Raw genomic sequence first — 25,518 nt, 5'->3', positions numbered from 1 at the left:
ATAGGACCAAAGAGGGCTTTTAGCGGTTCCTCTCTTTTATCTAAACGAAAACCGCATTCCATTTGAAACACCGAAATAATAATGATTACCATACGCATCCATTTTTCTGGTTATGTGACCCGTATGCGCTATTTTCAGGCTATTTTAGTTTTTTGTCTGCTAAGTGTGGCCCTTAACGGGCAGGCAAAGAGTGTTATCGATATTCTAGGCCGTCAGGTGGAAATACCTGATAATCCACAGCGTATTATTGTGGGTGAAAGCCGGATGCTCTATACACTGGCGTTATTGGAGCCAGGAAATCCTGCGCAACGAGTAATTGCCTGGCCCGCTGACCTGGAACGTTACGATGCGCAAAGCTGGCAACTTTATACACAAAAATTTCCTGAAATTGCTCAAATCCCAATAATTAAAAGTGGCAACATTCGCCAGATAAATGTTGAGAGCCTGATCCTATTACAACCCGACCTGGTTATTTTGTCGCGGCTTGGAGGGGGAGAGGGCGATGACGGAACATTGGTTCGTTTAACCAAAGCCGGTATTCCTGTGATCTTTGTAGATCTGAGGATCGATCTGTTAAATCAAACGATCCCCAGTATTAAGTTGTTAGGTGAGGTGCTTAATCGTCAAGGGCGCGCCGAGAGATTTATCATTTTTTATCAGCAACATATGCATGTTATCCAACAGAGGCTGACCCAGTATCAAGGGCGAAAACCGACGGTTATGCTGCATTTGCATCTAGGGCGACGTGAAAGTTGCTGTACCACGGCCTCTAAAGGCAATCTCGGTGACCTGATTGCTTTTGCTGGTGGCGACAATATTGCAGCCTCCCATATTAATACCCTGTATGGAGAACTGAATCCGGAAACTGTGCTGCAAGCCAATCCAGATATCTATATTGCTACCGGTATGGCCGGACTGACTGGTAAACGCTTTTCTCACTTAAAACTGGGGCCGCTAGTGAATGCTGAGCTGGCACAGCACAGCTTCCAACAAGTGTTGTCAGACCAACCTATCCTTTCCCATCTTCGTGCCGTGACTCAGGGCCATGCCTACAGTATTTGGCATAACTTTTACCTCAGCCCTTATCACGTTGTGGCAGTTGAGATGTTTGCCAAAGCGTTCTATCCCGATTTATTTGCTGATATCTGCCCACAGCAAACATTCCAACAGCTCTATAAACAATTTTTACCGCTACCTTTCTCAGGGATTTATTGGAGTTCGTCAAAATATGGAAATACTTAAGCGTCAACATTGGTATTGGTGCGGGTGCGCGCTATATTGGGTCGCGGGCGGGTGACGCAGCAAATCGTTTTATTTTAGATGATTACACTGTAGTTGATGCTTTTGTTTCATACTCATTACCGATTAATCATTATCGGGTGAAATGGCAGCTAAATGTGAAAAACCTGTTTGATAAAACCTATTACCCTTCAAGTGGTGGCAATTTGCGGATTGCTGTTGGTGAGCCTCGGCAGTTTGTTTTACGTGCCAGTATCGATTTCTGATTATGTTAATCACCTGGTAGGGATTAATGATTCCTATCAGGTGTACTAAAATATCATTTGTAATCTGTGTATCGTTAGTTTTACGGATTTGTAAAGTTTGCACTACCCTCAATTATCGGTATGATTCGCATCTACAGCATATAGCTGAGTGTTAATCTAATTTAGTCGGTTAACAATAGCGGCCAGTTTTTTGATGACGAGAATTTATCCTCAGAAGTTGATATGAAAGGACTTTTAAGTAATGACACAAACTATCTTCATGGTTGGTGCGCGTGGTGCAGGTAAGACAACGGTAGGGAAGGCGCTGGCAGAGGCGCTAGGATATCGCTTTATTGATACAGACCTGTTTATGCAACAAACTTTACAGTTGAGTGTTGCCGAAGTCGTCGCTCGCGAGGGTTGGGATGGCTTTCGTTTGCGAGAAAGTATGGCCCTGCAAACCGTCACAGCCCCTAAAACGGTGGTTGCTACTGGTGGTGGCGCGGTGTTGACCCCTAAAAATCGGACATTTATGCGTAATCACGGGTTGGTCATCTATCTACGTGCCTCTGCTAATGTGTTGGCGGAGCGTTTAACCGAAGATCCAGAAGATGCTCAACGACCAAGCCTCACCGGCAAACCGATCGTTGAGGAAATACTGGATGTATTAGCCAGTAGGGAAGCACTCTATCAGGAGGTTGCCCATCATGTGCTGGATGCAACTCAACCACTGCAAGAGGTTGTCGGGCATATTTTGCAGATTTTAGCGGATGAAACAGTGAAGTAGTTCGGGGCGTTAGATCAATTTGTAATATGAATAATTAGTCCATCTGATTGTTTGATAATTATACGAAGCGTACAATCATCACCTATGTAATCATTTCGACGTAAATCATTTACGCTGATTAATGCCATTTAAGGCAAGGCCAATCAAGGCGGGCCGATGAAAACCCTCAAATTATTTATCCATCAACACACCAATTTTATGCCTGCGTTCTGGTCAATATTGATTGTGCTCTTTGAAACCTCGCTGGCGTTATATATCTTACGAAATCTCTGAGGCCACTCTCTTTTGCTAAAATAGACTCACCATTTATGTTGTAAACCATTTTCGACTGCTCTGTTTTAGCTAAATAGCCACTTTCCCCTGGGGTAAACAGTAAATTCCAGCACCAATTTGTGCGTTTTTTCCGCAACCTTGGTTGTGAATTCGGTAATGATCCCATTTCGCCATAATAATCAGTGACAGAGCGTTTAGAGTGACTCTAATATGAAAGCTCAATTCTGATTAAGACGCGGGTGCAAAACTATGCTGAAATTTAATGAGTATTTTACCGGGAAAGTGAAATCTATTGGTTTTGACAGTGACAGCATTGGGCCAGCTAGCGTTGGGGTGATGGAGAAGGGTGAGTACACCTTCAGTACAGCTAAACCGGAAGAGATGACGGTCATTACTGGCAGCTTAAAAGTCTTGATTCCAGGTTCGTCAGGTTGGGAAATTTTCAAGCCGGGTGAAACCTTCTATATCCCGGGGGAGAGTGAATTTAACCTGCAAGTTGCTGAAGCATCATCGTATCTGTGCAAATATTTGAGCTAATTTACTTTTAATTTAGCGAATGTTTCAGCCCTCTCCATACCAGAGAGGGCAATACTTTTTGAGTTGAGTTACAGCAGTATTAGTGCTGAGCCTCACCACCCAAAGCTTCAATCAGATTTTTAATCAAAGCAGCCAGTTCACTGGTCATCAGAATAAAATCGGCATCGAAACGTTGGGCAAAATCTTCCCGGTCAATATCATCATTCTGTTCACGCAAGGTGTCAGAGAATTTCAGGCGTTTCAGTGATCCATCATCGGATAGCACCAACTGAACACGCTCTTGCCAATCCAGTGCCAACTTAGTTACTAACTTGCCAGCTTCAATATGCACCGCGATTTCATCGCTGAACAGATCCTGTTTCTTACAGCGGATCACGCCGCCATCCTCCAGAATAGCTTTTAGCTCAGCTTCATCCATCAGTGTAAAACCAGCAGGTAATTCTTTACTGCGCACCCACTCAGTTAGTGTCAGCTCAATTGGATTTTCCAATGTCAGCGGCACTACCGGCAAGGAACCCAGACTTTTTCGCAGCAATGCTAAAGTGTCTTCAGCCCGCTTCGCACTGGCCGCATCGACCATAATTAGGTCATTGACCGTATCAATCCACAGGAAGGTTTGGTTAAATCGACTGAATGCTCGTGGTAATAAACTGTGCAGAACTTCATCTTTTAATGAGTCTTTTTCAGTTTTTTTCAGTTTGCGATGTTGTTCACCTTCCAGACGCTCAATTTTGGATTGTAACTCCTGCTTAATCACCGGAGATGGCAAGATTTTCTCTTCTTTTCGCGCACAAATCACGATCTGGCCATTAACCGTATGGGTTAAGGCATCGCTGTGTGAACCCATCGGTGAGACCCAGCCGGTTTTTGCCATATCCTGGCTACCACAGGGGGTGAAACTAAGGGCGCTTAACTGTTTCTCCATTTCATCCGCAGATAGCGAGACTTCCCGGCTCAAACGGTAAACCATTAAATTCTTAAACCACAGCATAGTGTTATCCCTGGCTCGGGCGCGCCTGGAGCGCGCGAGTTAATCAAACGCAGGGCGGCATGATAACGAATTGATGCCTTGACCCCTAGCAAAGAATAAGAAAAAAGAGCGCCAGCCAATCATTTTCTAAATGCAATTTTAGCCCGATGGGATTTAAACACGACCTAATGCAAAATTACGGATAACAAAGATTGTGTCACCGCGACCTATTGTCCACACTGAAAAGATAGGATTTCTATTATCGTTATTGCCTGGTCATATTGGGGCATATTTATTGCTCATAATACAACGAATAATTCCGTCAATGAGGTGGAGCGCTATGCGCATTGGTATCGATCTGGGTGGCACCAAAATAGAGGTCATTGCATTGAGCAATGATGGGCTGGAACTTTTCCGTAAGCGGGTTGATACCCCACGCCATGATTATCAAAAAACATTGCAAGCGATTACTGCTTTAGTCGCTGATGCTGAACAGGCGACGGGGGAGCGGGGCAGTGTCGGCGTGGGTATTCCGGGGACACTCTCCCCTTTTACCGGCAAGGTAAAAAATGCTAATTCGGTATGGCTGAATGGTCAGTTTGTCGATAAAGATCTGTCAGATCTCCTCTCTCGCCCAGTACGTCTGGCAAATGATGCAAACTGTTTGGCGGTTTCCGAGGCAACCGATGGCGCCGGCGCAGGGAAGCATCTGGTATTTGCTGTCATTATCGGTACTGGCTGTGGGTCAGGTATTGCTATCGATGGGCGAGTTCATGCCGGTGGTAATGGCATTGCCGGTGAGTGGGGCCATAATCCCTTGCCGTGGCAGGATGACGAAGAGCGGCAATATCAGCAGGAAGTTGCTTGTTATTGCGGCAAAAAAGGGTGTATCGAGACATTTGTCTCTGGCACCGGTTTTGCCACTGATTACTTTCGCCTGAGTGGAAAACCACTTAAAGGCCATGAGATCATTACGTTGGCTGAACAGGGGGATGCAGTAGCAGAGCAGGCCATGAGCAATTATGAGCAACGTTTTGCCAAGTCATTAGCTCAGGTCATTAACCTATTTGACCCAGATGTGGTGGTTTTAGGTGGAGGAATGAGTAATGTTGAACGCCTCTATAAAACATTACCTGCGTTAATCAGCCCATGGGTCTTTGGTGGTGAGTGTGAAACCCCAATTCGTAAGGCGGTGCATGGTGATTCGAGTGGGGTGCGTGGCGCTGCTTGGTTATGGCCAACTGCCCTTCGCCCTTGACGCTACCGCGGTGTTAGCGGCACTCACTCACCCGAATCACTTACTTGAGTAAGCTCATCGGGACTTGCTCGCTTGCTGCCTGGCGCTAACGCCAATGGCTTTGGGCACGCCCTTCGCCCTTGACGCTAGCGCGGCACTCACTCACCCGAATCACTTACCTGAGTAAGCTCATCGGGATTTGCTCGCTTGCTTATCCAAATGACGGCCTGAGTCAGTCATTGGGGGTCTGCTCAGTTTGATTAACCCGGAAAATATTATCTAGACGGCTTACACCCAGTCCGTTGACTTTCTTCACTTTTATTTGCACCGGAATCCTCTCTTTCATGGCCTCAATGTGGCTGATGATCCCGATGGTTTTACCTGATGCATTCAGGCTATCAAGTGCATCCAGTGCGGTATCCAGCGTCTCTGCATCCAGCGTGCCGAAGCCTTCATCGAGAAATAGTGAGTCAATGCTGGTTTTATGACTGACCAGATCCGACAGTGCCAGTGCCAGCGCCAGACTAACCAGAAAACTTTCGCCTCCAGATAGTGTGCGAGTATCGCGTATGGCATCAGCTTGCCATGTATCCACCACTTGTAACTCCAGTGCATCACTGGTTTTGCGCTGCAACAGATAGCGGCCATGTAAGCGGCTGAGTTGGTTATTTGCCAAATAGACCAGATGATCGAGTGTCAGCCCTTGGGCAAATTTGCGGAATTTATCACCCTCTTTGGAGCCAATTAAGTGATTGAGATAGCTCCAGTCATCATATTGCTGCTGGCTACGTTCAATTTGTTCAAACAGGGCATGTTGGTTATTACGACGAGCAGCGTCACTGTCTAGCTGATTGCGCAGCTCACCTTGGCGTAGTGTGTTGGCTTTTAGCTGTGCCGAGAGTTGATCCGACTGTTGCTGCAATATCGCCAATTCAGACATCTGATCGACGCCCGACGGGCACTGTTGCAAATGTTGTTCCAGCGCTTCGTTGATTTGCTGCTGGCGAATATGGATTTGTTGTTGCCGCTCACTCAATTGCTGTTGCAATTGCTGCAGACGTTGTCTCTCTTCTTCGCTCAGCAACGCGGCCGTCAGGGCCGCTTCATCTTCGAACGCGCTTATCTCCAACGCCTGCTGTAACTCAGCTTGAGCTGCCGCCGCACGCTGCTGATTATGTTGATATTGCTGCTCTAATCCCGCCAACTCACCGGATAACCGGTTGAGCTGGGATTGCGTTAGTTGTAGAGCTTCCGCTGCGTTTTGCTGTGCCAGATCCACCTGCTGCTGCTGTAGGCGTAACAACTGGCGCGCTTCGCTAACAGTGCGGTTGCCAAACAGGGCATCGCGCTGCTGCTGATATTGTTGTAGCAGGGCCTCAGTTTGTTGATGCTGCTGAGTCAGCTCAGTTAATTGATCTACGCCTGCTTGTAAATGGCGGCGCTCATCTTCAATCCGCGTCTCCAGTGCTTTTTGCTCCAGCACCCGTTGTTGTTGCTCTTGTTGATACTGCTGCCAGCGTTGGCTCTCCTCTTCCCGCAGTACCAGCCAACTCGATTGCTGGTCAGCTTCAGGTATTGAGAGCGATAATTCAGCCAGCGCATTATGCAAGCACTGATGCATCAGTGCTAACTCATCCTGCTGGCGCTGATGCTGTGCTAATAACTTCTGGTGAGATTGCTGGGTATCATGTTGACGCTGCGTGATTAATGCCAACTGTTGCAGATGTTTTTGCTGCTGCTGTTCAGCTTGAGCCAGAACATCCTTAGCTTGCTGATATTGTTGATTTAAACGCTCATGCTCGGCCAGTTTTAGCTGGCATTTTTGCTCTAACTGTTCCTGCTGTTCTAGCCAGGTCACTAAAGCTGCAGGCTCATTCAAGGCAAAAGTCAGTGCCAATGGTTGTGCCAATGTTTGCCAGCGCTGTTGATATTCAGCCAGTTGTTGGCGATGGTGCTGTAACTCTTGCTCCACACGCTGCTGTTGTTGCTGCACACTTTCTACCTGAGTGCGCAATTCGGTTCCGGCGGTGAAGAGTTGCTCGACTTGAAGGCGAAGTTCTTCAACGCGTTTAGCCGTTTCTGAGGGTTTTACCGCCTGATACGCAGTAACGGCGGGATGATCTAGCGCCCCACATAGTGGGCAGGCTTCTCCAGATTGTAGTTTGGCCCTTTCCGCCTCTAATCCGGCGATCTGTTTTTCGCGCTCCCACAAGCTTTCCAGATCTGTCAGATGCTGTTTTTGCTGTTTATATAACTGACGTTTTTCTGCCAACTGCTGTTCAAGCAGTTTTAACTGTTGCTGCTGGCTAGCGAGTTGCTGCTGTTGTTTATCGATTAGTGACTGAACTTGTTGCGCCAAAGGCGATAATGCCGCTAATTGTTGCCGTGTGGTTCGTTGTTGCTGGAGTTCGCCCCATTGTTGGCGTAGTTGTGCTGAAGGTTGTTGTTGCTCAAGCACTGATAATTGCTGCTGGATGCTACCCGTCTGCGAACTGGCTTGTATCAATACTGCTTGTTGTTGCTTGTCTTGCTCATTCAGCGTGTTGATTTGTTGCTGTAACGTGTTCAGCAATGTGACCTGTTGCTGTAGCTGCTGTTTACTTTCAATTGACTGTTGTTGCAGTATTTGCCGTTGGCGGAACTGTTCACGCCATAAAGGGAGGTTTTTCTCCCAGTGTTGATGGTGGGTATGCAGGTGTGCATATTCCGCCAATTGTTGTAGGCGCTGATGGTTTTTTAGTTGCTGCTGCTCATTGAGCTCAAGCTGCTGTCTCTCTTGTTGTTGCTTACCCTGTAGCTGCTGCAATTGCGTAGCAAGTTGCGCCAAGGTGTGCCGCTGCTGTGCAATAGTGTTATCCAGCGGGACGACTTTTTGTTCGATCACTGCTTCTTGCTCATGCAACTTTGCTGCCTGCTGTTGGCGAGCCAAATTGGCTTGCTCTAATGCTTGAGCCAGTGGTGTCAGTTGCGTCTGAAGTTGCTGCTGTTGTTGAGTCAGTGTGGTGATACGTAGTTGTATTTGTTGCAAATCTTGTTGGCTACGTGAGCGTTCCCGCAGCAAGGGGCGCAACTTTTCAGCGGGCTCACTTCTGGCTAGCCGTTGCAGCTCCGGCTGAGCTTGCTGGAGAGTTTGCTCAATCAGTTTTTGTTGCTGCTGATATTCCAAGGCGCTCTTTTGCTGCTGTTGCCAATGGGTTAGCCAGGTTATTTGGTGTTGATTGACTAACTGATCTGCGGTGAGCTGTCTCTCTTGTTGATCGAGCAAATCTATCTGCTGCGATAGGGTTGATCGTTGTTCTTCATTTAGCAGTTCAATACCGGTTGCCCGTTGGTGCAAGGTATCCAGATCGGTTTTGGCCTGCTTATGCTGTTCGAATACATGCTCTGATAGACGCCCATAGATGTCGGTGCCCGTTAGCTCTTCCAATAGCTCCGCGCGGTCATTGGCGTCGGCATTGAGAAATGCGGCAAATTGCCCCTGTGACAGCATCATAGATTTGGTAAAGCGGCCAAAATCCAGGCCGGTTATCTCAGCAACCCTATCGAGTTTATCACGCACTTTATCGGCCAGAATCTTGCCGCTTTCACATAACGCCAGTTCAACTTTAGGCGCTTGCAGATTCCCTTCGGGGCTGTTTTTTGCGCGACGTTGACTCCAAAATGCGCGATAGCGGGTGTCTTTCACCTCAAATTCAACTTCGGCCAGTGATTCTGCGGTATGGCGTGTCATTAGCTCATTTTGGCTGGGCGTGACATTCAGGCGCGGTGTTTGGTGGTACAGCGCAAGGCAAATCGCATCTAATAGTGTGGTTTTCCCCGCCCCGGTGGGGCCGGTGATGGCGAATAAGCCGTTGCTGGCAAACGGCTCAGCAGTGAAATCTATCTTCCACTCCCCTTGCAGAGAGTTAATGTTTTTTAGCCGCAGGCTTAAAATTCTCATATCGGTTGCTCCTCTGCGGCATCTTTACCTTGCGTGATCTCTTCCACCACCTGACTGAACATTTGGCGCATCCGCTGCTGGCGTGGTTCGGCTAAATCTGCCTCCTGTGCGAGCCTACGTTCAAATACATCGGCGACACTCAACTCATTGAGTGTCTCTTTCTCTTGCCGCTCAATGCTGTTGTTACGCTGCTCTTTACTGCGACGTAATAGCACGACCTCAACGGGTAGATCTGCGGTCAGGGCCTGAATCCGCCGTTGAATATCAGTGAGATAGTCTTTGGTGGCAACTTCGATATCCAGCCAGACCGGTAAGCCCTGATGATCAACAAATTTAGCCAACTGCTGCTCTATTTGCTGCAAATCCCCTTTAATGAGCTGCATCGGCTGAAATTGCGGTATGAATAGCGGGGTCACTGATGCCAGGGTCTGTTGGGCAAACTCCACCAGATAGACACTTTTCTCTTTGCTCAATTCATCAAAACTCAGGGCAATGGGGGAGCCGCTGTAACGGATATGCTCGGTTTTAGCCACTTGCTGAGCCCGGTGAATATGGCCCAACGCAATGTAATCTGCTGGTGGAAATGCTTGAGCGGGGAACGCATCCAGTGTGCCGATGTAGATATCACGAACCGAGTCTGAGGTGGTGACACCCATGGTGGTGAGATGCCCGGTGGCAATAATAGGTAGCGGCAAACCCAGTTCGGTGCGCAGTTCAATGGCCCGCTGATATAACGCCTGATAGTGGGCAGCAATGGCTTCTTGCAGTGCCAGCTGTTTTTGCTCGCCAGATTCGCCGGCTTGACTGCTCACCAAGTCCCGTGGTCGTAAGAAGGGAATTGCACAGAGTAAGGCCGCAGGTTGTTGCTGATGGTTTTTCAGCGTAATAATTTGTTGTTCGAGATTGCGACTGGCACAAGAGATCACCGTGGTATTCAAATAGGAAAGCAAGTCACGTGATTCATTCAGTGTCGAGACTGAATCGTGATTCCCCCCTAGAACAACCAACTGGCAGCCCGTGGGCTGTAGCTCCACCACGAAGCGGTTATAGAGCTCGCGGGCATAACTAGGTGGGGAGCCGGTATCAAAGATATCACCAGCGACAATCAGCGCATCTACCTGATTTTCTTCAATCTGCCTAATGAGCCAGTGCAGAAATGCCTGGTGTTCGGCAGCCCGGCTTTTGGTGAAGAAGTGTTGGCCTAAATGCCAATCAGAGGTATGGATAATGCGCATAAATCTCCCGCACGGCAGGTTATCAGTCAAAGAGAGTGGCGCTGATTATAAACGCTGACCGCAGGATGTCGCGGCTAAAACAGTCGCTTGAAGTAAATCTCCGAGACGTCTCGCAAACTTGGCTGCTGCATTTTGCAATTACTGTAAAATTTATCACTATGCTTATTGCGGGTAGAAGCGCGATGTTTTTCATAAAAATGTCACAAAACTGACGCATAATGGCTCCCGAAATCAAATAGTGACCACTAACTTACTGGCAGGGTTGATGATGGCAAGACGCATACTGGTGGTGGAAGATGAAGCGCCAATCCGTGAGATGGTGTGCTTTGTGTTGGAACAGAATGGTTACCAACCATTAGAAGCCGAAGATTATGACAGCGCAGTCACTCGTTTGTCGGAGCCTTTCCCTGATTTAGTGCTGCTGGACTGGATGCTGCCGGGTGGCTCGGGTATCCAATTTATTAAACATATGAAGCGCGAAGCATTGACCAGAGATATTCCGGTGATGATGTTGACAGCCCGTGGCGAAGAAGAAGATAGAGTCCGCGGTTTGGAAGTGGGTGCTGATGACTATATTACCAAGCCTTTTTCGCCGAAAGAGCTGGTGGCGCGCATCAAGGCGGTTATGCGGCGGATATCGCCAATGGCGGTGGAGGAAGTGATTGAAATGCAAGGGCTAAGCCTTGACCCCTCCTCACATCGGGTGATGGCTAACGAGCAAGCTCTGGATATGGGGCCGACCGAGTTTAAACTACTGCACTTCTTTATGACCCATCCTGAGCGTGTTTACAGTCGTGAGCAGTTGCTTAATTATGTCTGGGGCACTAACGTTTATGTAGAAGATCGGACGGTTGACGTGCATATTCGTCGACTACGCAAGGCGCTTGAAGTTGATGGTCATGACCGCATGGTACAAACTGTCCGGGGAACTGGATACCGTTTCTCAACGCGCTACTGAGTTTTCAGTGCCGGAGAATTCGTTGTGTTAGAACGTTTATCGTGGAAAACGCTGGCTTTAGAGCTGGCCCTTTTTTGTTTGCCGGCATTACTGCTGGGTGCTTTTATCGGGTATCTCCCTTGGTTATTGCTGATATCCGTGCTCGCGGCGCTAGTCTGGAACTTCTATAACCAACTTAAGTTATCTCACTGGCTGTGGTTAGACCGCAGCATGACCCCGCCTGCTGGCCGTTGGAGCTGGGAGCCGCTATTTTACGGCTTATACCAGATGCAACTGAGAAATCGTCGGCGTCGGCGCGAGTTGGCACTACTCATCAAGCGCTTTCGTAGTGGTGCCGAATCACTGCCGGATGCGGTGGTTATCACCACCATTGATGGCAATATCTTCTGGTGTAACGGCCTGGCTCAGCAACTGCTTGGGTTTCGTTGGCCGGAGGATAATGGTCAGCATATTCTTAACTTATTGCGCTATCCAGAGTTCAGCCAATATCTGCAACAGCAACTCTTTTCCCGCCCACTGACCCTGCAATTGAATAATGGCTATTACGTTGAGTTTCGCGTGATGCCTTATTCAGAAGGGCAATTACTGATGGTCGCCCGTGATGTGACCCAAATGCGTCAGTTGGAAGGGGCGAGGCGTAACTTCTTTGCGAATGTCAGCCATGAACTGCGCACCCCCCTGACAGTATTGCAGGGCTATTTGGAAATGATGCATGACCAGGAGTTAGCCGGGCCATTGCGGGACAAAGCACTCGGGACGATGCAGGAGCAGACCAAGCGCATGGATGGGCTGGTTAAACAGCTATTGACGCTATCACGTATTGAAGCTGCACCTAATGTGGATATGAATGAGCGAGTGGATATTCCGTTGATGCTAAAAGTATTGCAGCATGAGGTACAGGCATTGAGTAATGGCCGTCACGAGATCACTTTTCGGGTGAATGAGCAGTTAAAGGTGTTTGGCAACGAAGATCAACTGCGCAGTGCTGTCTCGAATCTGGTCTATAACGCGGTTAATCACACCCCTGAGGGCACCAAAATTGAGGTGTGTTGGCAGCAAACGCCACAAGGCGCACACTTTCAGGTCAGCGACAATGGGCCGGGAATTGGCCCGGAACATGTGCCACGGCTGACCGAGCGTTTCTATCGGGTGGATAAAGCGCGCTCACGGCAAACGGGCGGTAGTGGGCTGGGGCTGGCGATTGTGAAGCATGCATTGAGCCACCACGATGCACGTTTAGAGGTGATGAGTGAAATTGGTCTGGGCACGCGATTTATATTTACCTTGCCGAACCGGTTGATTGTTCCCGCAGTTTTAGCCGAAAATGCAGTCAAATCCTAACACTGCATGGATACTAAGCTGATGAGATGGGGGAAATGGGCGCTGTTCACTGCCATGCTAGGGGTTAGCTGTGGTGTTCTTGCGCAACAGGTGGAGCTATCACCGATGACGGCCGGGCACTCATCACTGCCCGTTTCAACAGCTGATACCTTGTCAGGTAATCTTTCCAGTGTCGGTTCTGATACCTTAGCCAACTTGATCTCCTTGTGGGCTGATGATTTCAATCAGCACTATCCCGGTGTTAATTTGCAGATACAGGCCGCAGGATCGTCCACTGCGCCTGCCGCGTTGGCAGCTGGGGCCGCTCAGCTCGGTCCTATGAGTCGGCCAATGAAAGCTGGTGAAGTTAGCGCATTTATCCAGCGTTATGGCTATCCGCCGCTGGCGGTCCCAGTGGCCGTCGATGCATTGGTGGTTTTTGTTCATCAGGACAACCCACTGAATAAACTGACTTTATCTCAGCTTGATGCCATTTTCTCGCAAAATCGCCGCTGCGGAGCACCTCGCCCGATTCAGCGCTTTGGTGAATTGGGGTTAACAGGTGACTGGGCGAATCGCGCTTTGCAGCGGTATAGCCGAAATTCAGCCTCAGGAACCTATGGCTACTTTAAGCATCGAGTGCTGTGTGATGGTGACTTTATGAATAATGTCAATGAGTTGCCTGGTTCAGCCTCCGTGGTGCAAGCAGTGGCGGGGTCATTAAATGGCATTGGCTATGCCAGTATTGGTTTTCGTAACAGTGGCGTTAAGCCATTGGCTCTGGCGACTACTGGGCAGGATTTTGTCTTGCCGACACCTGAAAATGTTAAAGATGGTCGCTATCCCTTGTCGCGCTATCTCTATATTTATATCAATAAGGCACCGGGCCAGCCGTTGGAACCGCTGACTGCGGCACTCCTTGAACGAGTTTTATCGCCAGAAGGGCAAAAACAAGCTACCCATGATGGCTATCTGCCTCTACCTCCTGATGTATTGACTCATACCCGAAAAGCATTGGGCTTTGCTGGCTAGTCTGCTTTCAATATCACTTTTCGCCCATACCATCGGGCGCTGTTTCCTGCGAATAAAACTCTCGGGTAACCGGTGATATTTTCAACCGATGAGTAGAGGGAGCAGGGTAAGAGTGACCATAAATTGTTAACTATTGGATATAAATGATACAAATCTTGTGGTGCATATTTCTCTAAATCTGGCACGATTAACTGGTTTGGTGAAATTATCTGGATGATGACTCTGCTTTTATGATCCTCACTTGCCTTTCCCCGCTATAAACTGTCTACTTACCGCCGTTGTTAGCCTATTCCACCTGCAAATAACTTCAAAAATACTGCATACTGACGAAATAGATTGCTTATTAACCGCCGGAGTTTGCGTTTATCAGAGCTTTGTATTGTTTCGATCACGTAGGGAAGGCCACAGCTTAGGACTTTTTCTTTTGATCATTTTAACTAGGCAACGCACATCACTATGAGTCATCGTTTATCGTCTAAAGATATTATGGCATTAGGTTTTATGACCTTTGCTCTATTCGTCGGGGCCGGCAATATCATCTTCCCGCCGATGGTAGGTTTACAATCGGGTGAACATGTTTGGATGGCAGCACTCGGCTTTCTGATTACCGCGGTTGGGTTACCGGTAATTACAGTTATCGCGCTGGCGCGTGTCGGTGGTGGTATTGATGCTCTGAGTACCCCGATTGGCCGCGGTGCCGGTCTGGTACTGGCAACTGTTTGCTATCTGGCGGTCGGCCCACTGTTTGCTACCCCCCGTACTGCAACCGTCTCGTTCGAAGTGGGTATTGCCCCTTTGACTGGAGATGGCCCATTGCCACTGTTTATCTATAGCGTGGTTTATTTCGCGCTAGTTATCGGAATTTCGCTATATCCGGGCCGCTTACTGGATACGGTCGGGCATATTCTAGCGCCACTGAAGATTTTAGCGCTGGCTATTCTAGGTATTGCTGCACTGATTTGGCCCGCAGGCCCATTGATTCCCGCCACGGATGCCTATCAGCAAGTTCCGTTCTCCTCCGGTTTTGTTAATGGCTATTTGACCATGGATACCTTGGGGGCCTTGGTCTTTGGTATCGTTATCGTCAATGCAGCCCGTTCACGTGGTGTGGTTTCCTCACAGCTGCTGACGCGCTATACCATCTGGGCTGGATTGATTGCCGGTGTCGGTTTGACGTTGGTCTACCTGAGCTTGTTTAAGCTGGGTTCTAGCAGTGGCGCTTTGGTGCCGGATGCCCAAAATGGAGCGGTGGTGTTACATGCTTATGTGCAGCACACCTTTGGTGGGTTGGGAAGCGTATTCCTGGCTGCATTGATATTCATCGCCTGTATGGTTACAGCCGTGGGCCTGACCTGCGCCTGTGCTGAATTCTTTGCTCAATACTTGCCGTTATCTTACCGGGCACTGGTGTTTATTCTCGGTATCTTCTCGATGATGGTGTCGAATCTGGGGTTGAGCCATCTGATTCAGATCTCTATTCCGGTTCTGACGGCAATTTATCCGCCATGTATCGTGCTGGTACTGATGAGCTTCACTCTACGCTGGTGGCATCACGCCTCACGCATCGTCGCTCCGGTCATGTTGGTCAGCTTACTGTTCGGTATCCTTGATGCGGTGAAAGCTTCCACCTTTGCGCACTTCTTGCCCGAATGGACGCAGCATCTGCCGCTGGCGGCACAGGGTCTGGCATGGTTATCACCTTCGCTGCTGGTATTCGTTGTCGTAGGGTTGTACGATCGCCTCTGCTGTCGTCAGGAAGTTGCTGCCAAGCAATAACTGCACAGCGATAGAATTTTTTTAGCCACGGCTCACCCCCGTGGCTTTTTGCTGAAAAAAGACGGGACTTTATTCATGGAATTACCAGTCAAAAATAAGCTAAAACGCGGCCTAACGACACGCCATATCCGCTTTATGGCATTGGGGTCAGCAATAGGTACAGGCTTATTCTATGGTTCGGCTGATGCAATAAGAATGGCGGGGCCAAGCGTATTATTGGCATACCTGATTGGTGGCGTGGTGGCATTTATCATCATGCGCGCCTTGGGCGAAATGTCAGTGAATAACCCGCAGGCCAGCTCGTTCTCGCGCTATGCACAAGATTATCTGGGGCCGATGGCCGGCTATATCACCGGCTGGACCTACTGTTTTGAGATTCTGATTGTGGCGATTGCCGATGTGACCGCTTTTGGTATCTATATGGGGGTCTGGTTCCCGCAGGTAGATCACTGGGTATGGGTGCTAAGTGTGGTTCTGATCATTGGCGCGGTCAATATGATGAGCGTTAAGGTCTTTGGCGAGCTGGAGTTTTGGTTTTCATTCTTCAAAGTTGCCACCATTATTATCATGATCTTGGCCGGTATCGGTATCATCATTTGGGGTATTGGCAATGGTGGGCAGCCAACCGGTATCCATAATTTATGGACCAACGGCGGCTTCTTTAGTAATGGTTTTGTTGGCATGATCCTATCATTGCAGCTGGTGATGTTTGCTTACGGTGGTATTGAGATTATTGGTATTACTGCAGGTGAAGCTGAGAACCCGAAAAGCTCCATTCCGAAAGCTATTAACTCCGTGCCGTGGCGTATTCTGGTGTTCTATGTCGGTACGCTGTTTGTCATTATGTCAATTTACCCGTGGAATCAAGTTGGCACCAATGGCAGCCCGTTTGTACTGACCTTCCAGCATATGGGGATTACTGTTGCTGCGGGTATTTTGAACTTTGTGGTTATCACCGCCTCGTTATCTGCTATTAACAGTGATGTGTTTGGTGTTGGGCGCATGTTGAACGGGATGGCAGAGCAGGGCCATGCACCCAAAGCTTTTGCGGCGATCTCTAAACGCGGTGTGCCGTGGGTTACGGTGTTGGTGATGATGGGGGCCATGCTGACGGCGGTTTACCTCAATTACATCATGCCGGAAAATGTGTTCCTGGTGATCGCTTCACTCGCGACCTTTGCGACAGTTTGGGTGTGGATTATGATCCTGTTCTCTCAGATTGGTTTCCGCCGCTCGCTGAGCAAAGAGCAAATTAAGGCACTGGATTTCCCACTACGTGGTGGCACCTTTACATCAGTTCTGGCTATCATTTTCCTGGTGTTTATCATCGGCCTGATTGGTTGGTTCCCAACGACTCGAGTCTCACTGTATGTCGGGCTAGTGTGGATAGCGCTGTTGCTGGTGGGGTATTACTTCAAGGTCAACCATCAGAAAAAACAGATAGAGCCGGCGAAACAAGCGGAATAATGCTGAGTTGAACTGCATATCAAACAGGGAGATTTTATCTCCCTGAGGTTGCTGACAAAGTACCTGCGACGGAGAGAACAGGCAGATCGTAAAGACGCCGTAAATACTTCCCTGTAGGCTCGAGCCGCGCCATCCCTGGCGCGGACGCTTTACTCTTCTGTCTGTCCTCGCCGTTCAAGCTCGAGTCATTGGGGTTTGTCAACGGTCTGAGGGAGATTTTATCTCCCGCTTTTTTTTGCTCAATGTAATAGTGTTAAGCCTGCAATTTCATCACTCTGTAACTCAATAAGTCTCTCCGCCCCCGACCTCATCCCCGATATTTATGCGGATAGATGAGGGTAAGCCCTCCATAACGTGGCATTGTTTATACCGGTTACATTTAACAGGTGAATGTGTCTATTACAGGTGAATGTGTCGCGGCGTTAATGTCTGCACCAGATAGCCTTAACAGCAATCGTTTTGGTTAAAGCAGGAGAATTTTATGCTGAGTGGTTGGCATCTACCGGTCCCGCCGTTTGTTCGTCAGCGGGGCGACGCATTACACATCACGCTATGGCTGCAAGGTGAAAACCTGCCCACACAGGTTTTCTTACGCTGCGAACCAGATAATGAAGAGTGGTTGCTCACGATGAAGGGGCAGCAACGTGATGGTTTCTGGTGTTATCGCGCGACCTTACCACTAGATGTTGGCCAGCCTACCCGGCGCTACTGTTTCAAACTGCTGTGGCGTGACGACCAACAGTGGTTCGGCCCGTTAGGATTTTCAGTGGTTCCCCCGGCGCAATTGGCGCAGTTTGCCATTGATCTGCCTGATAGCGGCCCTGATTGGGTGGCTGACCAAGTTTTCTATCAAATATTCCCCGATCGTTTTGCCAGTAGTCAGGGTGAGCATGGCGTGCAGGATGGCAGTTATACCCACCATGCTGCGGGTCATCCCGTCTCCCGCCGTGAGTGGCAGCAGCCGCTGGATGATGTGAATGCCGCCTCGACATTCTATGGTGGCGATCTGGCGGGTATCACCCAAAAACTCCCTTATTTGCAACAGCTTGGTGTAACTGCGCTGTATCTAAACCCGATTTTTACTGCACCCAGTGTGCATAAATACGATACGCAAGATTATTATCAGGTTGATCCCTACCTCGGCGGAGAGCCTGCTTTTCTGCAACTGCGCGCGGCAACCCGAGAGGCGGGAATAAAATTGGTGCTCGATGGGGTGTTTAACCACACCGGTGACTCCCATCATTGGTTTGATCGCCATCAGCAAGGTACAAACGGCGCTTGCCATCATCCGGATTCGCCCTATCGTGGCTGGTTTAATTTCTTCCCCGACGGGCGGGCGCTGGACTGGAAAGGCAATGCCAGTTTGCCGAAACTAAACTTCGCGAATGACGGCGTGGTGAATCAAATTTATCGCGGTGATGATAGTGTGGTGCGTTATTGGTTACGGCCCCCTTACAGCATTGATGGCTGGCGGTTAGATGTGGTGCATATGCTCGGGGAGGAGGGTGGAGCCTGCGGGAATTTACCGCATTTGGCTGGTATCTATCAGGCCGCGAAAGAGGAGAACCCGCAAGCCTATATTCTGGGCGAACACTTTGGCGACGCGCGCAATTGGTTACATGCTGGCGTGGAAGATGCGGCAATGAATTACATGGGATTTGCCTTGCCGGTACGCGGCTTCCTGGCGGGTATTGATGTGGCTTATCATCCGATAAAACTTAAAGCCGAGGATTGTGCCTACTGGATGGATGAGTATCGTGCCGGATTGCCTCATAGCCATCAGTTGCGCTTATTTAATCAGTTGGATAGCCATGATACCGCTCGTTTTATCACGCTGCTCAATGGTGATAAGGCCCGAATGCAAATGGCGCTGGTGTGGCTGTTTAGCTGGATTGGCGTACCTTGCTTATTTTATGGTGATGAGATCGGTTTAGATGGCGGCAATGACCCATTCTGCCGTAAACCCTTCCCATGGGATGAGTCCCGGTGGGACGGTGAACTGCTGAAACTCTGTCAACGAATGGCGGCCCTCCGCCACAAAAGTAGAGCGCTGCGCCGCGGTGGTTGTCAGGTGATTCACGCCAGTGATGATTCTCTGGTATTTATCCGCAGCGACCAGCGCGAGCGTGTGATGGTGGCAATTCAACGTAATCACGACATAAATATAATGTTGCCCACCTCACCGTTGCTGAATGTGGCTGAGTGGCAGCGTCTGGAAGGGTTATCCGAACTGGATGTTACTGAGGCTGGCGTCAATCTGCAATTGTTAGGTGAAAGTGTCACTTTGTGGCGAGGTCAGTCCTAGTTGAGCGCTATAGTGAGTGCTAACTTAGTATTTAGTGCGCAGTAGAAGATATTCCAGCGGCTAAATGCCGCTTTTTCTTTGGGTGAGATACTATGTATAAGACGGGTGTAAACAGTTGGTCGGTAAACTCACCAAAGGGAAAATGATATGGGCACAACTAAAAGACAGGCATTGATTATTGGTGCATCGCGGGGCTTAGGGCTGGGGTTAGTTGATGAGCTTAATCGCCGTGGCTGGTCAGTGACGGCGACGACACGCGGCGCGGCGAAAGATACCGGTGCGCATGCCGCCCATTGGTTAACATTAGATATTAATCAGCCAGAAAGTATTAAGCAGTTCCTGCAACAGGTACAGGGCCAGAAGTTTGATCTGATATTTGTTAATGCGGGCATTTCGGGGCCAGAGCATCAATCAGCTGTGGATGCAAAACCCGAAGAGATTCTCGAGCTGTTCCAAACCAATGCTATTTCCCCCATCCGCATTGCTCAGCATCTGCTGGCGCAACGCAATCCACCCCATAGCGTACTGGCCTTTATGTCTTCGCAGTTAGGCAGCCTTGGTCACAATGCTTCCGGCCATAAGGCGCTGTATTCCGCCAGTAAAGCGGCACTAAATATGATGACCCGCAATCTGGTGGCTGAGGTAGCAGACCCAACACTGACCGTGCTATCTATTCATCCCGGTTGGGTAAAAACGGATATGGGCGGGGATGCGGCACCACTGACGATAGCGACCAGTGTCAAAGGGGTTGTTGACCAAATTGAACACGCTGCTGGCAAAGGAGGTCACGGTTTCATTGATTATCAAGGACATACATTGCCGTGGTGATAGATGTGGTTGTGATGTAAATCAGTGAGTAATTTCCCCCATCGATGCGTTGATGGGGGATGTTTTACACGTCAATGCATCAGTCGCAGATGCTGGTTAGCCACCAATAGCTGTCAGTCACAGTCAGTAACCAATAGCTGCACCCGCAGGGCGGCGAACATCGTTGGCGCCGTAGAGATAGCCTTCGCGCACTTTACCGGAGACGGCAGAGTCATTCCCCGAGTTGGCAGGGCTGACACCCTCAACGCCAGCCAGGCCGACGAGAATCAGCTCAGTAGCGCCCCACGGATTCTGTTCAACCATCTTATATCCCATATTTTTCAGTAGATTAAGAGTGTCTGCCGAGACCCCGCGCTGCTCGTAATAAACTTCGTCGGGTAACCATTGGTGATGAATGCGCGGGGCATCCACCGCCTCTTGCGGGGCCATACCGTGATCAATCACATTCAATGCAGTTTGTAAGGTAATAGTGATGATCCGCGAACCACCCGGTGAACCTAATACCATAAACGTCTTACCATCCTTAGTCACCAGTGTCGGGCTCATGGATGATAGTGGGCGCTTACCGGGGGCGATGGCATTAGTGGCTCCCTGAACCAGGCCGTACATATTTTGTTCGCCCACTTTCACCGTAAAATCATCCATCTCATCATTGAGGAAGAAGCCGGTGCCGGGTGCAATGACCACGGCACCAAAGCGACCATTTACCGTGTAGGTGGTTGAGACGGCGTTACCCTCATGATCGACGATGGAGTAGTGGGTCGTTTCCGGTTTTTCATGTGGCTGCATACCCGGCTGAACTTCTACAGATGGAGTCGCTTGGTTGGCGATAATCTGCTTGCGAATATCAGCGGCATAACTTTTACTTAGCAGGCGGTCAATTGGGTTTTTAACAAACTCCGGGTCGCCGAGGAAGGTATTGCGGTCCATATAGGCATGACGCATCGCTTCTGTCAGCGTATGAATGTAAGCGGCGGAGTTAAAGCCCATACTTTTCAGGTCATAGCCCTCAAGCACATTCAATGTTTCACATAACGTCACACCACCGGAGCTAGGTGGAGGGGAGGAGACAAATTTATAACCACGATAACTACAGGTAATGGGTGCAGTTTCCGTGATTTTATAGTTGGCAAAATCAGCCGCCGTTAGGATCCCGCCACCTTTTTTCGCTGCAGCTTCTACTGCCTGGGGGATTTTGCCCTGATAAAATGCATCTGTTCCCCGCTGTGAGATTGCGCTCAATGTATCCGCCAGATCTGTCTGAATCAGACGATCGCCCGGTTGCAGGGCTTCACCATCTTTACGTAGGAAAATACGTGCCGATTCTGGGTCCTGACGAAAGCGTTTGACGGTGGTATCCAGAATGTCAGTGTCGGCGCGGGTCAATACAAAGCCTTCGCGAGCCAGCTTGATTGCCGGTGCCATAACTTGCTGGCGGGTCAGTTTGCCGTATCTCTTTTGTGCGCTGTCCATCCCCAAAACCGTGCCGGGAACCCCCGCAGCCAGATAGCCATACAAACTGGCATCTTTGGTCACTTTTCCCTCTTTATCCAAATACATATCAGCACTGGCAGCGGCTGGCGCGGTTTCACGGAAATTGATAAATGTATCGGTTCCATCAGCAAGGTGAATGGTCATAAAGCCGCCACCGCCGATATTACCGCAGCACGGATTCACCACCGCTTGCGCATACCCCACGGCAACCGCGGCATCAATTGCATTTCCACCCATTTTTAAAATATCAGTCCCTACCTGTGAAGCCAGATATTGGGAAGTCACAACCATGCCATTTTTTGCTTCTACTGCTGGTGTTGAAGCCGCATGTAGCGTGCCACTCACCAGTAAAGCCAAAACAGCCAAGGGTTTATTCCATTTTTTCAAAAACATTCTGACTCCTGTTATTTCCTGCCCGCCAGGGATTACCCGGTCATTTTTGTCTGGCAGCTTAAAATCGCTGCTTATGGAATGTGCAAAACACACGCCAGTAATAATTAATAGCAGAATTAATATTTATAGTGGCTAATTAATTGGCTACGGAGGGCGGAGTGATGAGTTATTGTCACGCTAATAGGTGGTGTATTGTTCGGTTGGGATTAAATTAAGAGAAAGCAACTGATTGAAAATAAAGGGATATGAATAAGATAGAACAGCTGGGAATAGGAATGATTATTATATAGACTCTGCGGCGGGTGCTTGAAGCTGTCTGCTTTGGGCATTGTTCGAATCAGATAGAGAGTTGCTTTGAAATAGAGCAGATGTTGCCATAAAGCAGATAGGAAAAAGCCCCGTACTGACGTTAATCAACACGAGGCTCCCTAATGCACGACAACATTACGGTAGCCTTTTACCCGCCGAAAGGCAAGGCAAGGAGGCTGAATATGCCACAAAATACGTTTGTTTACTGCCTGCTAATTGTTTGTATAACAGTGTTGGCATTTACATTAATAACGCATAAATCACTATGTGAATTACGCCTAAAAGATGGAAACAAAGAGGTTGCGGCCATTTTAGCTTACGAATCTGAACGGTAAGGCGACCAGGCGGGGAGCAATCCCCGCCTTTCGTTGTCAGGTAGCAGTTTTCAAGCAACCATTTAGCTTTTTGCATGTTAAAGCTAAGCAGCTTTGGCATAAAAAAACCAGCCAGCATGAGCTGACTGGTTTGATATCCCCTGAGCGAAGCAGGGCTAGCCTAAACGATTATTACAGTTTAGAGGCATTTTCAGACAGATATTTAGCCACGCCATCTGGAGATGCGCCCATACCTGCTTTACCTTTTTCCCACTGTGCAGGGCAAACATCGCCGTGCTCTTCGTGGAATTGCAGTGCGTCAACCATACGCAGCATTTCATCGATGTTACGGCCCAGTGGCAGGTCGTTAACCACTTGGTGGCGAACCACGCCGTTTTTGTCGATGAGGAAAGAGCCACGCAGTGCAACACCTGCATCTGGGTGCTCAATGCCGTAGGCTTTCTGAATTTCACGTTTGATATCAGCAACCATTGGGTACTTAACTTCACCAATACCGCCGTTATCCACTGGGGTTTTACGCCATGCGTTGTGAACAAACTCGGAGTCGAAAGAGACACCAACAACTTCAACGCCACGTTTCTGGAATTCTTCGTAACGGTGGTCGAAAGCGATCAACTCTGAAGGACAAACGAAAGTGAAGTCCATTGGCCAGAAGAACAGGACGGCAGGGCGGCCGTTCAGGTGTTTTTTCAGGTTGAAGTTTTCAACGATTTCGCCGCTACCAAGAACAGCAGCTGCTGTAAAATCAGGGGCTTGACGAGTTACCAGAACCATAAATTACTCCTGTTAATAGGGATGGATTAACCAGTTGTCTTAAAAGTATCGGCACAGCATAGGTATTTAAGTGCAATGAATAAAGGGATAAATACCAATCGCTGTGATAGTTTTTACCTATCGTTATAACGATTTTAGTTTCGTAGTCTTGCTAAGATACCCATTTTACCAAAAAGCGCAAGTGGCTTAGTGTCAATAACCACGCAGAAAAAATGGGCTTTTGGCTAAATCTGCTGACATTTCGCCTGTAACATCATGGCGGGATAAAATGCCAAAAACAGCTGCTCCAGCGGCTGATAGTGTTGCTCTATATCGTGAAAAGAGCCTGCAAGCGCTGCCAGTTTGGGCCGCCGGTTAGCCATACCCTGTAACACATCAGCAATAAAGGGTAGTTCAGCATAACGTTCCAGCCAACGCTCTGGCCACAAATAGGCGTTCAGGTTCTGAAAGCGCACGGGAGTCTGCTGCAAATGGGGCAAAATCTGGTTTTGCGCATGTTGGATAAAATCAGGCAGCGGGCAGTCAGGTACCAGTTTATCCCAATGACGGGCGAGAAAGTGGTCCCACAGCACATCTAGAGTAATAGGGGCAACCCGACGATAATCGGCACTGAAATAGGTTCGCGCTTCTTTAACTAATGACAAGGTATCCGTCATCACATCAACGCGACGATGCATCATGATGCCCGCTACAATATCAGGGGCATATTCACCCTGTGGATTACCACGGACAAAATCTGCCAGCAGATTGCCGAGTAAAGAGCTGTCAGCCAGCGTGGCGAGATGAAGATGGGCGAGGAAGTTCATGTCCTGAGTATAATTCAAATGGTCGCCAATTATCCTTATTTCTTGCAGCCTGCTCCTGAGGGCTCTAGACTAGCGGCCTGTTTTTGTATACCTGCCCATCATCTCTGTTGGTTCGGGTCTGTCCTGATATGAAGTGGAAAGCCATGCGTGTTGCCGATTTTTCTTTTGAGCTACCGGAATCTCTGATTGCCCATTACCCCCAGTCCCAGCGTAGCGGTTGCCGCTTATTGTCACTGGATGGCCCGACGGGAACCTTAACTCACGGCATTTTCACTGATTTGCTGGATAAATTAGAGCCAGGTGATCTGCTGGTATTCAACAATACCCGGGTTATTCCGGCTCGCCTATTTGGCCGTAAAGCCAGTGGCGGTAAGCTTGAAGTGCTGGTCGAACGTGTTTTGGATGATCATCGCGTTCTGGCCCATGTTAAAGCATCAAAATCACCTAAACCCGGTACTGAGCTGCTATTAGGTGATGATGAGAGTATCCGAGCCACCATGCTGGCAAGGCATGACACGCTGTTTGAGTTGCGGTTTGACGATGAACGAGATGTTTTCACCATCCTGAATGCAGTCGGCCATATGCCTTTACCCCCTTATATTGATCGCCCTGATGAAGATGCTGATCGCGAACTGTACCAAACGGTATACAGCGAGCGTCCAGGGGCGGTTGCTGCTCCAACCGCCGGGCTACATTTTGATGAGCCGATGCTGGCGGCATTGCGGGAAAAAGGCATTGAGATGGCCTTCGTGACCTTGCATGTCGGCGCTGGGACCTTCCAACCAGTACGGGTTGACACCATCGAAGAGCATATTATGCATTCCGAATATGCAGAAGTACCCCAACAGGTAGTCGATGCTGTTCTGGCCTGTAAAGCCCGTGGCAAGCGCGTGGTCGCTGTCGGCACTACCTCAGTACGTTCATTGGAAAGTGCCGCCAAAGCGACGGAGAACGGCCTGATTGCTCCCTTCTTTGGTGATACTCGTATCTTTATTTATCCGGGATATGAATACCAGGTTGTGGATGCTTTAGTTACCAATTTCCATCTACCTGAATCAACATTGATAATGCTGGTTTCTGCCTTCGCAGGTTATAAAAATACCATGAATGCTTATCAGCAGGCGGTGGCAGAGCAATACCGCTTTTTCAGTTATGGCGATGCAATGTTCATCAGCCGTAATCCACGGGCACCGCAAGAGACGGTTCACCCGTAAATTTCAGGTCACATAGCTATATGTTTTCAGATATATAGTGCGTG

General features: G+C 49.0%; 19 protein-coding genes and 1 pseudogene. 14 read left to right on the top strand and 6 right to left on the bottom strand.

What is annotated here, in order from left to right; all coding sequences use genetic code 11:
* Positions 1-123 precede the first annotated feature (123 nt).
* From FFE93_RS16365 to ppnP, 4 genes and pseudogenes are all read left to right on the top strand, one after another.
* Entirely contained in the window at positions 124-1,242 is a 1,119-nt protein-coding gene (locus tag FFE93_RS16365) for an ABC transporter substrate-binding protein (RefSeq protein WP_138775996.1), read from the top strand.
* A 5-nt stretch (positions 1,243-1,247) separates the two neighbouring features.
* Positions 1,248-1,505 (top strand): annotated as a pseudogene (locus FFE93_RS16360) (TonB-dependent receptor domain-containing protein); the annotation flags it as partial.
* Positions 1,506-1,746: 241 nt separating this feature from the next.
* Entirely contained in the window at positions 1,747-2,271 is a 525-nt protein-coding gene (aroL, locus tag FFE93_RS16355) for a shikimate kinase AroL (RefSeq protein WP_032898028.1), read from the top strand.
* 522 nt (positions 2,272-2,793) lie between these two features.
* Positions 2,794-3,081, top strand: a complete 288-nt coding sequence (gene ppnP, locus FFE93_RS16350) for a pyrimidine/purine nucleoside phosphorylase (RefSeq protein ID WP_138775594.1) — start codon at positions 2,794-2,796, stop codon at positions 3,079-3,081.
* 79 nt (positions 3,082-3,160) lie between these two features.
* Here ppnP and rdgC read toward each other — a convergent pair whose 3' ends face one another.
* Positions 3,161-4,072, bottom strand: a complete 912-nt coding sequence (gene rdgC / locus FFE93_RS16345; RefSeq protein ID WP_138775592.1) for a recombination-associated protein RdgC — start codon at positions 4,070-4,072, stop codon at positions 3,161-3,163.
* A 319-nt stretch (positions 4,073-4,391) separates the two neighbouring features.
* Here rdgC and mak point away from each other — a divergent pair, with 319 nt between their 5' ends.
* Positions 4,392-5,309 carry a fructokinase gene (gene mak / locus FFE93_RS16340; RefSeq protein WP_138775590.1) on the top strand — a complete coding sequence of 306 codons (918 nt, stop codon included), beginning with the start codon at positions 4,392-4,394 and terminating at the stop codon, positions 5,307-5,309.
* Between the two features lie 211 nt (positions 5,310-5,520).
* On the opposite strand, the gene FFE93_RS16335 is transcribed toward mak, so the two are convergent.
* Both FFE93_RS16335 and sbcD read right to left on the bottom strand, forming a co-directional pair.
* Entirely contained in the window at positions 5,521-9,228 is a 3,708-nt protein-coding gene (locus FFE93_RS16335) for an AAA family ATPase (RefSeq protein ID WP_138775588.1), read from the bottom strand.
* Positions 9,225-10,463, bottom strand: a complete 1,239-nt coding sequence (gene sbcD / locus FFE93_RS16330; protein WP_138775587.1) for an exonuclease subunit SbcD — start codon at positions 10,461-10,463, stop codon at positions 9,225-9,227. Before sbcD ends, FFE93_RS16335 begins: the two co-directional genes overlap by 4 nt.
* A 268-nt stretch (positions 10,464-10,731) precedes the next feature.
* On the opposite strand from sbcD, the gene phoB reads away from it, so the two are divergent.
* The 7 genes from phoB (at position 10,732) to FFE93_RS16295 (ending at position 20,149) form a co-directional block, all read left to right on the top strand.
* The gene (phoB, locus tag FFE93_RS16325) at positions 10,732-11,421 is read left to right on the top strand and encodes a phosphate response regulator transcription factor PhoB (protein WP_032899207.1); all 690 of its coding nucleotides are present in this window, start codon (positions 10,732-10,734) and stop codon (positions 11,419-11,421) included.
* A gap of 24 nt (positions 11,422-11,445) precedes the next feature.
* The gene (phoR, locus tag FFE93_RS16320; protein ID WP_049602080.1) at positions 11,446-12,762 is read left to right on the top strand and encodes a phosphate regulon sensor histidine kinase PhoR; all 1,317 of its coding nucleotides are present in this window, start codon (positions 11,446-11,448) and stop codon (positions 12,760-12,762) included.
* A gap of 21 nt (positions 12,763-12,783) precedes the next feature.
* On the top strand, positions 12,784-13,773 hold the full coding sequence (locus FFE93_RS16315) for a PstS family phosphate ABC transporter substrate-binding protein (protein ID WP_054872704.1): 990 nt from the start codon (positions 12,784-12,786) through the stop codon (positions 13,771-13,773).
* Positions 13,774-14,229: 456 nt separating this feature from the next.
* Positions 14,230-15,549, top strand: a complete 1,320-nt coding sequence (gene brnQ, locus FFE93_RS16310) for a branched-chain amino acid transport system II carrier protein (protein WP_005272791.1) — start codon at positions 14,230-14,232, stop codon at positions 15,547-15,549.
* A gap of 75 nt (positions 15,550-15,624) precedes the next feature.
* Positions 15,625-17,016: a proline-specific permease ProY gene (proY, locus tag FFE93_RS16305; RefSeq protein WP_005272790.1), complete on the top strand. Its 1,392-nt coding sequence runs from the start codon at positions 15,625-15,627 to the stop codon at positions 17,014-17,016.
* A gap of 481 nt (positions 17,017-17,497) precedes the next feature.
* Positions 17,498-19,321, top strand: a complete 1,824-nt coding sequence (gene malZ, locus FFE93_RS16300) for a maltodextrin glucosidase (RefSeq protein WP_049602086.1) — start codon at positions 17,498-17,500, stop codon at positions 19,319-19,321.
* A 147-nt stretch (positions 19,322-19,468) separates the two neighbouring features.
* Positions 19,469-20,149 carry an SDR family oxidoreductase gene (locus FFE93_RS16295; protein WP_049602089.1) on the top strand — a complete coding sequence of 227 codons (681 nt, stop codon included), beginning with the start codon at positions 19,469-19,471 and terminating at the stop codon, positions 20,147-20,149.
* Positions 20,150-20,272: 123 nt separating this feature from the next.
* On the opposite strand, the gene ggt is transcribed toward FFE93_RS16295, so the two are convergent.
* Positions 20,273-22,036 (bottom strand): gamma-glutamyltransferase, encoded by a 1,764-nt coding sequence (gene ggt, locus FFE93_RS16290; RefSeq protein WP_138775585.1) that lies wholly within the window; start codon positions 22,034-22,036, stop codon positions 20,273-20,275.
* A gap of 491 nt (positions 22,037-22,527) precedes the next feature.
* Between ggt and FFE93_RS16285 the strand changes: the two genes are divergently transcribed.
* Entirely contained in the window at positions 22,528-22,680 is a 153-nt protein-coding gene (locus tag FFE93_RS16285) for a type I toxin-antitoxin system Hok family toxin (protein WP_005272783.1), read from the top strand.
* A 171-nt stretch (positions 22,681-22,851) separates the two neighbouring features.
* Here the strand turns inward: FFE93_RS16285 and FFE93_RS16280 are convergent, their stop codons facing one another.
* Positions 22,852-23,454 (bottom strand): peroxiredoxin C, encoded by a 603-nt coding sequence (locus tag FFE93_RS16280; RefSeq protein ID WP_004873480.1) that lies wholly within the window; start codon positions 23,452-23,454, stop codon positions 22,852-22,854.
* Between the two features lie 224 nt (positions 23,455-23,678).
* Complete coding sequence (locus FFE93_RS16275) at positions 23,679-24,260, bottom strand: ACP phosphodiesterase (protein ID WP_005272780.1); 582 nt, start codon at positions 24,258-24,260, stop codon at positions 23,679-23,681.
* 143 nt (positions 24,261-24,403) lie between these two features.
* Between FFE93_RS16275 and queA the strand changes: the two genes are divergently transcribed.
* The gene (queA, locus tag FFE93_RS16270) at positions 24,404-25,474 is read left to right on the top strand and encodes a tRNA preQ1(34) S-adenosylmethionine ribosyltransferase-isomerase QueA (RefSeq protein ID WP_032897232.1); all 1,071 of its coding nucleotides are present in this window, start codon (positions 24,404-24,406) and stop codon (positions 25,472-25,474) included.
* The last annotated feature ends 44 nt before the right edge of the window (positions 25,475-25,518 follow it).

The organism is Yersinia sp. KBS0713 (assembly GCF_005937895.2).
Lineage (GTDB): Bacteria > Pseudomonadota > Gammaproteobacteria > Enterobacterales > Enterobacteriaceae > Yersinia > Yersinia bercovieri.
This window is presented reverse-complemented; position numbering and strand designations above follow the sequence as displayed.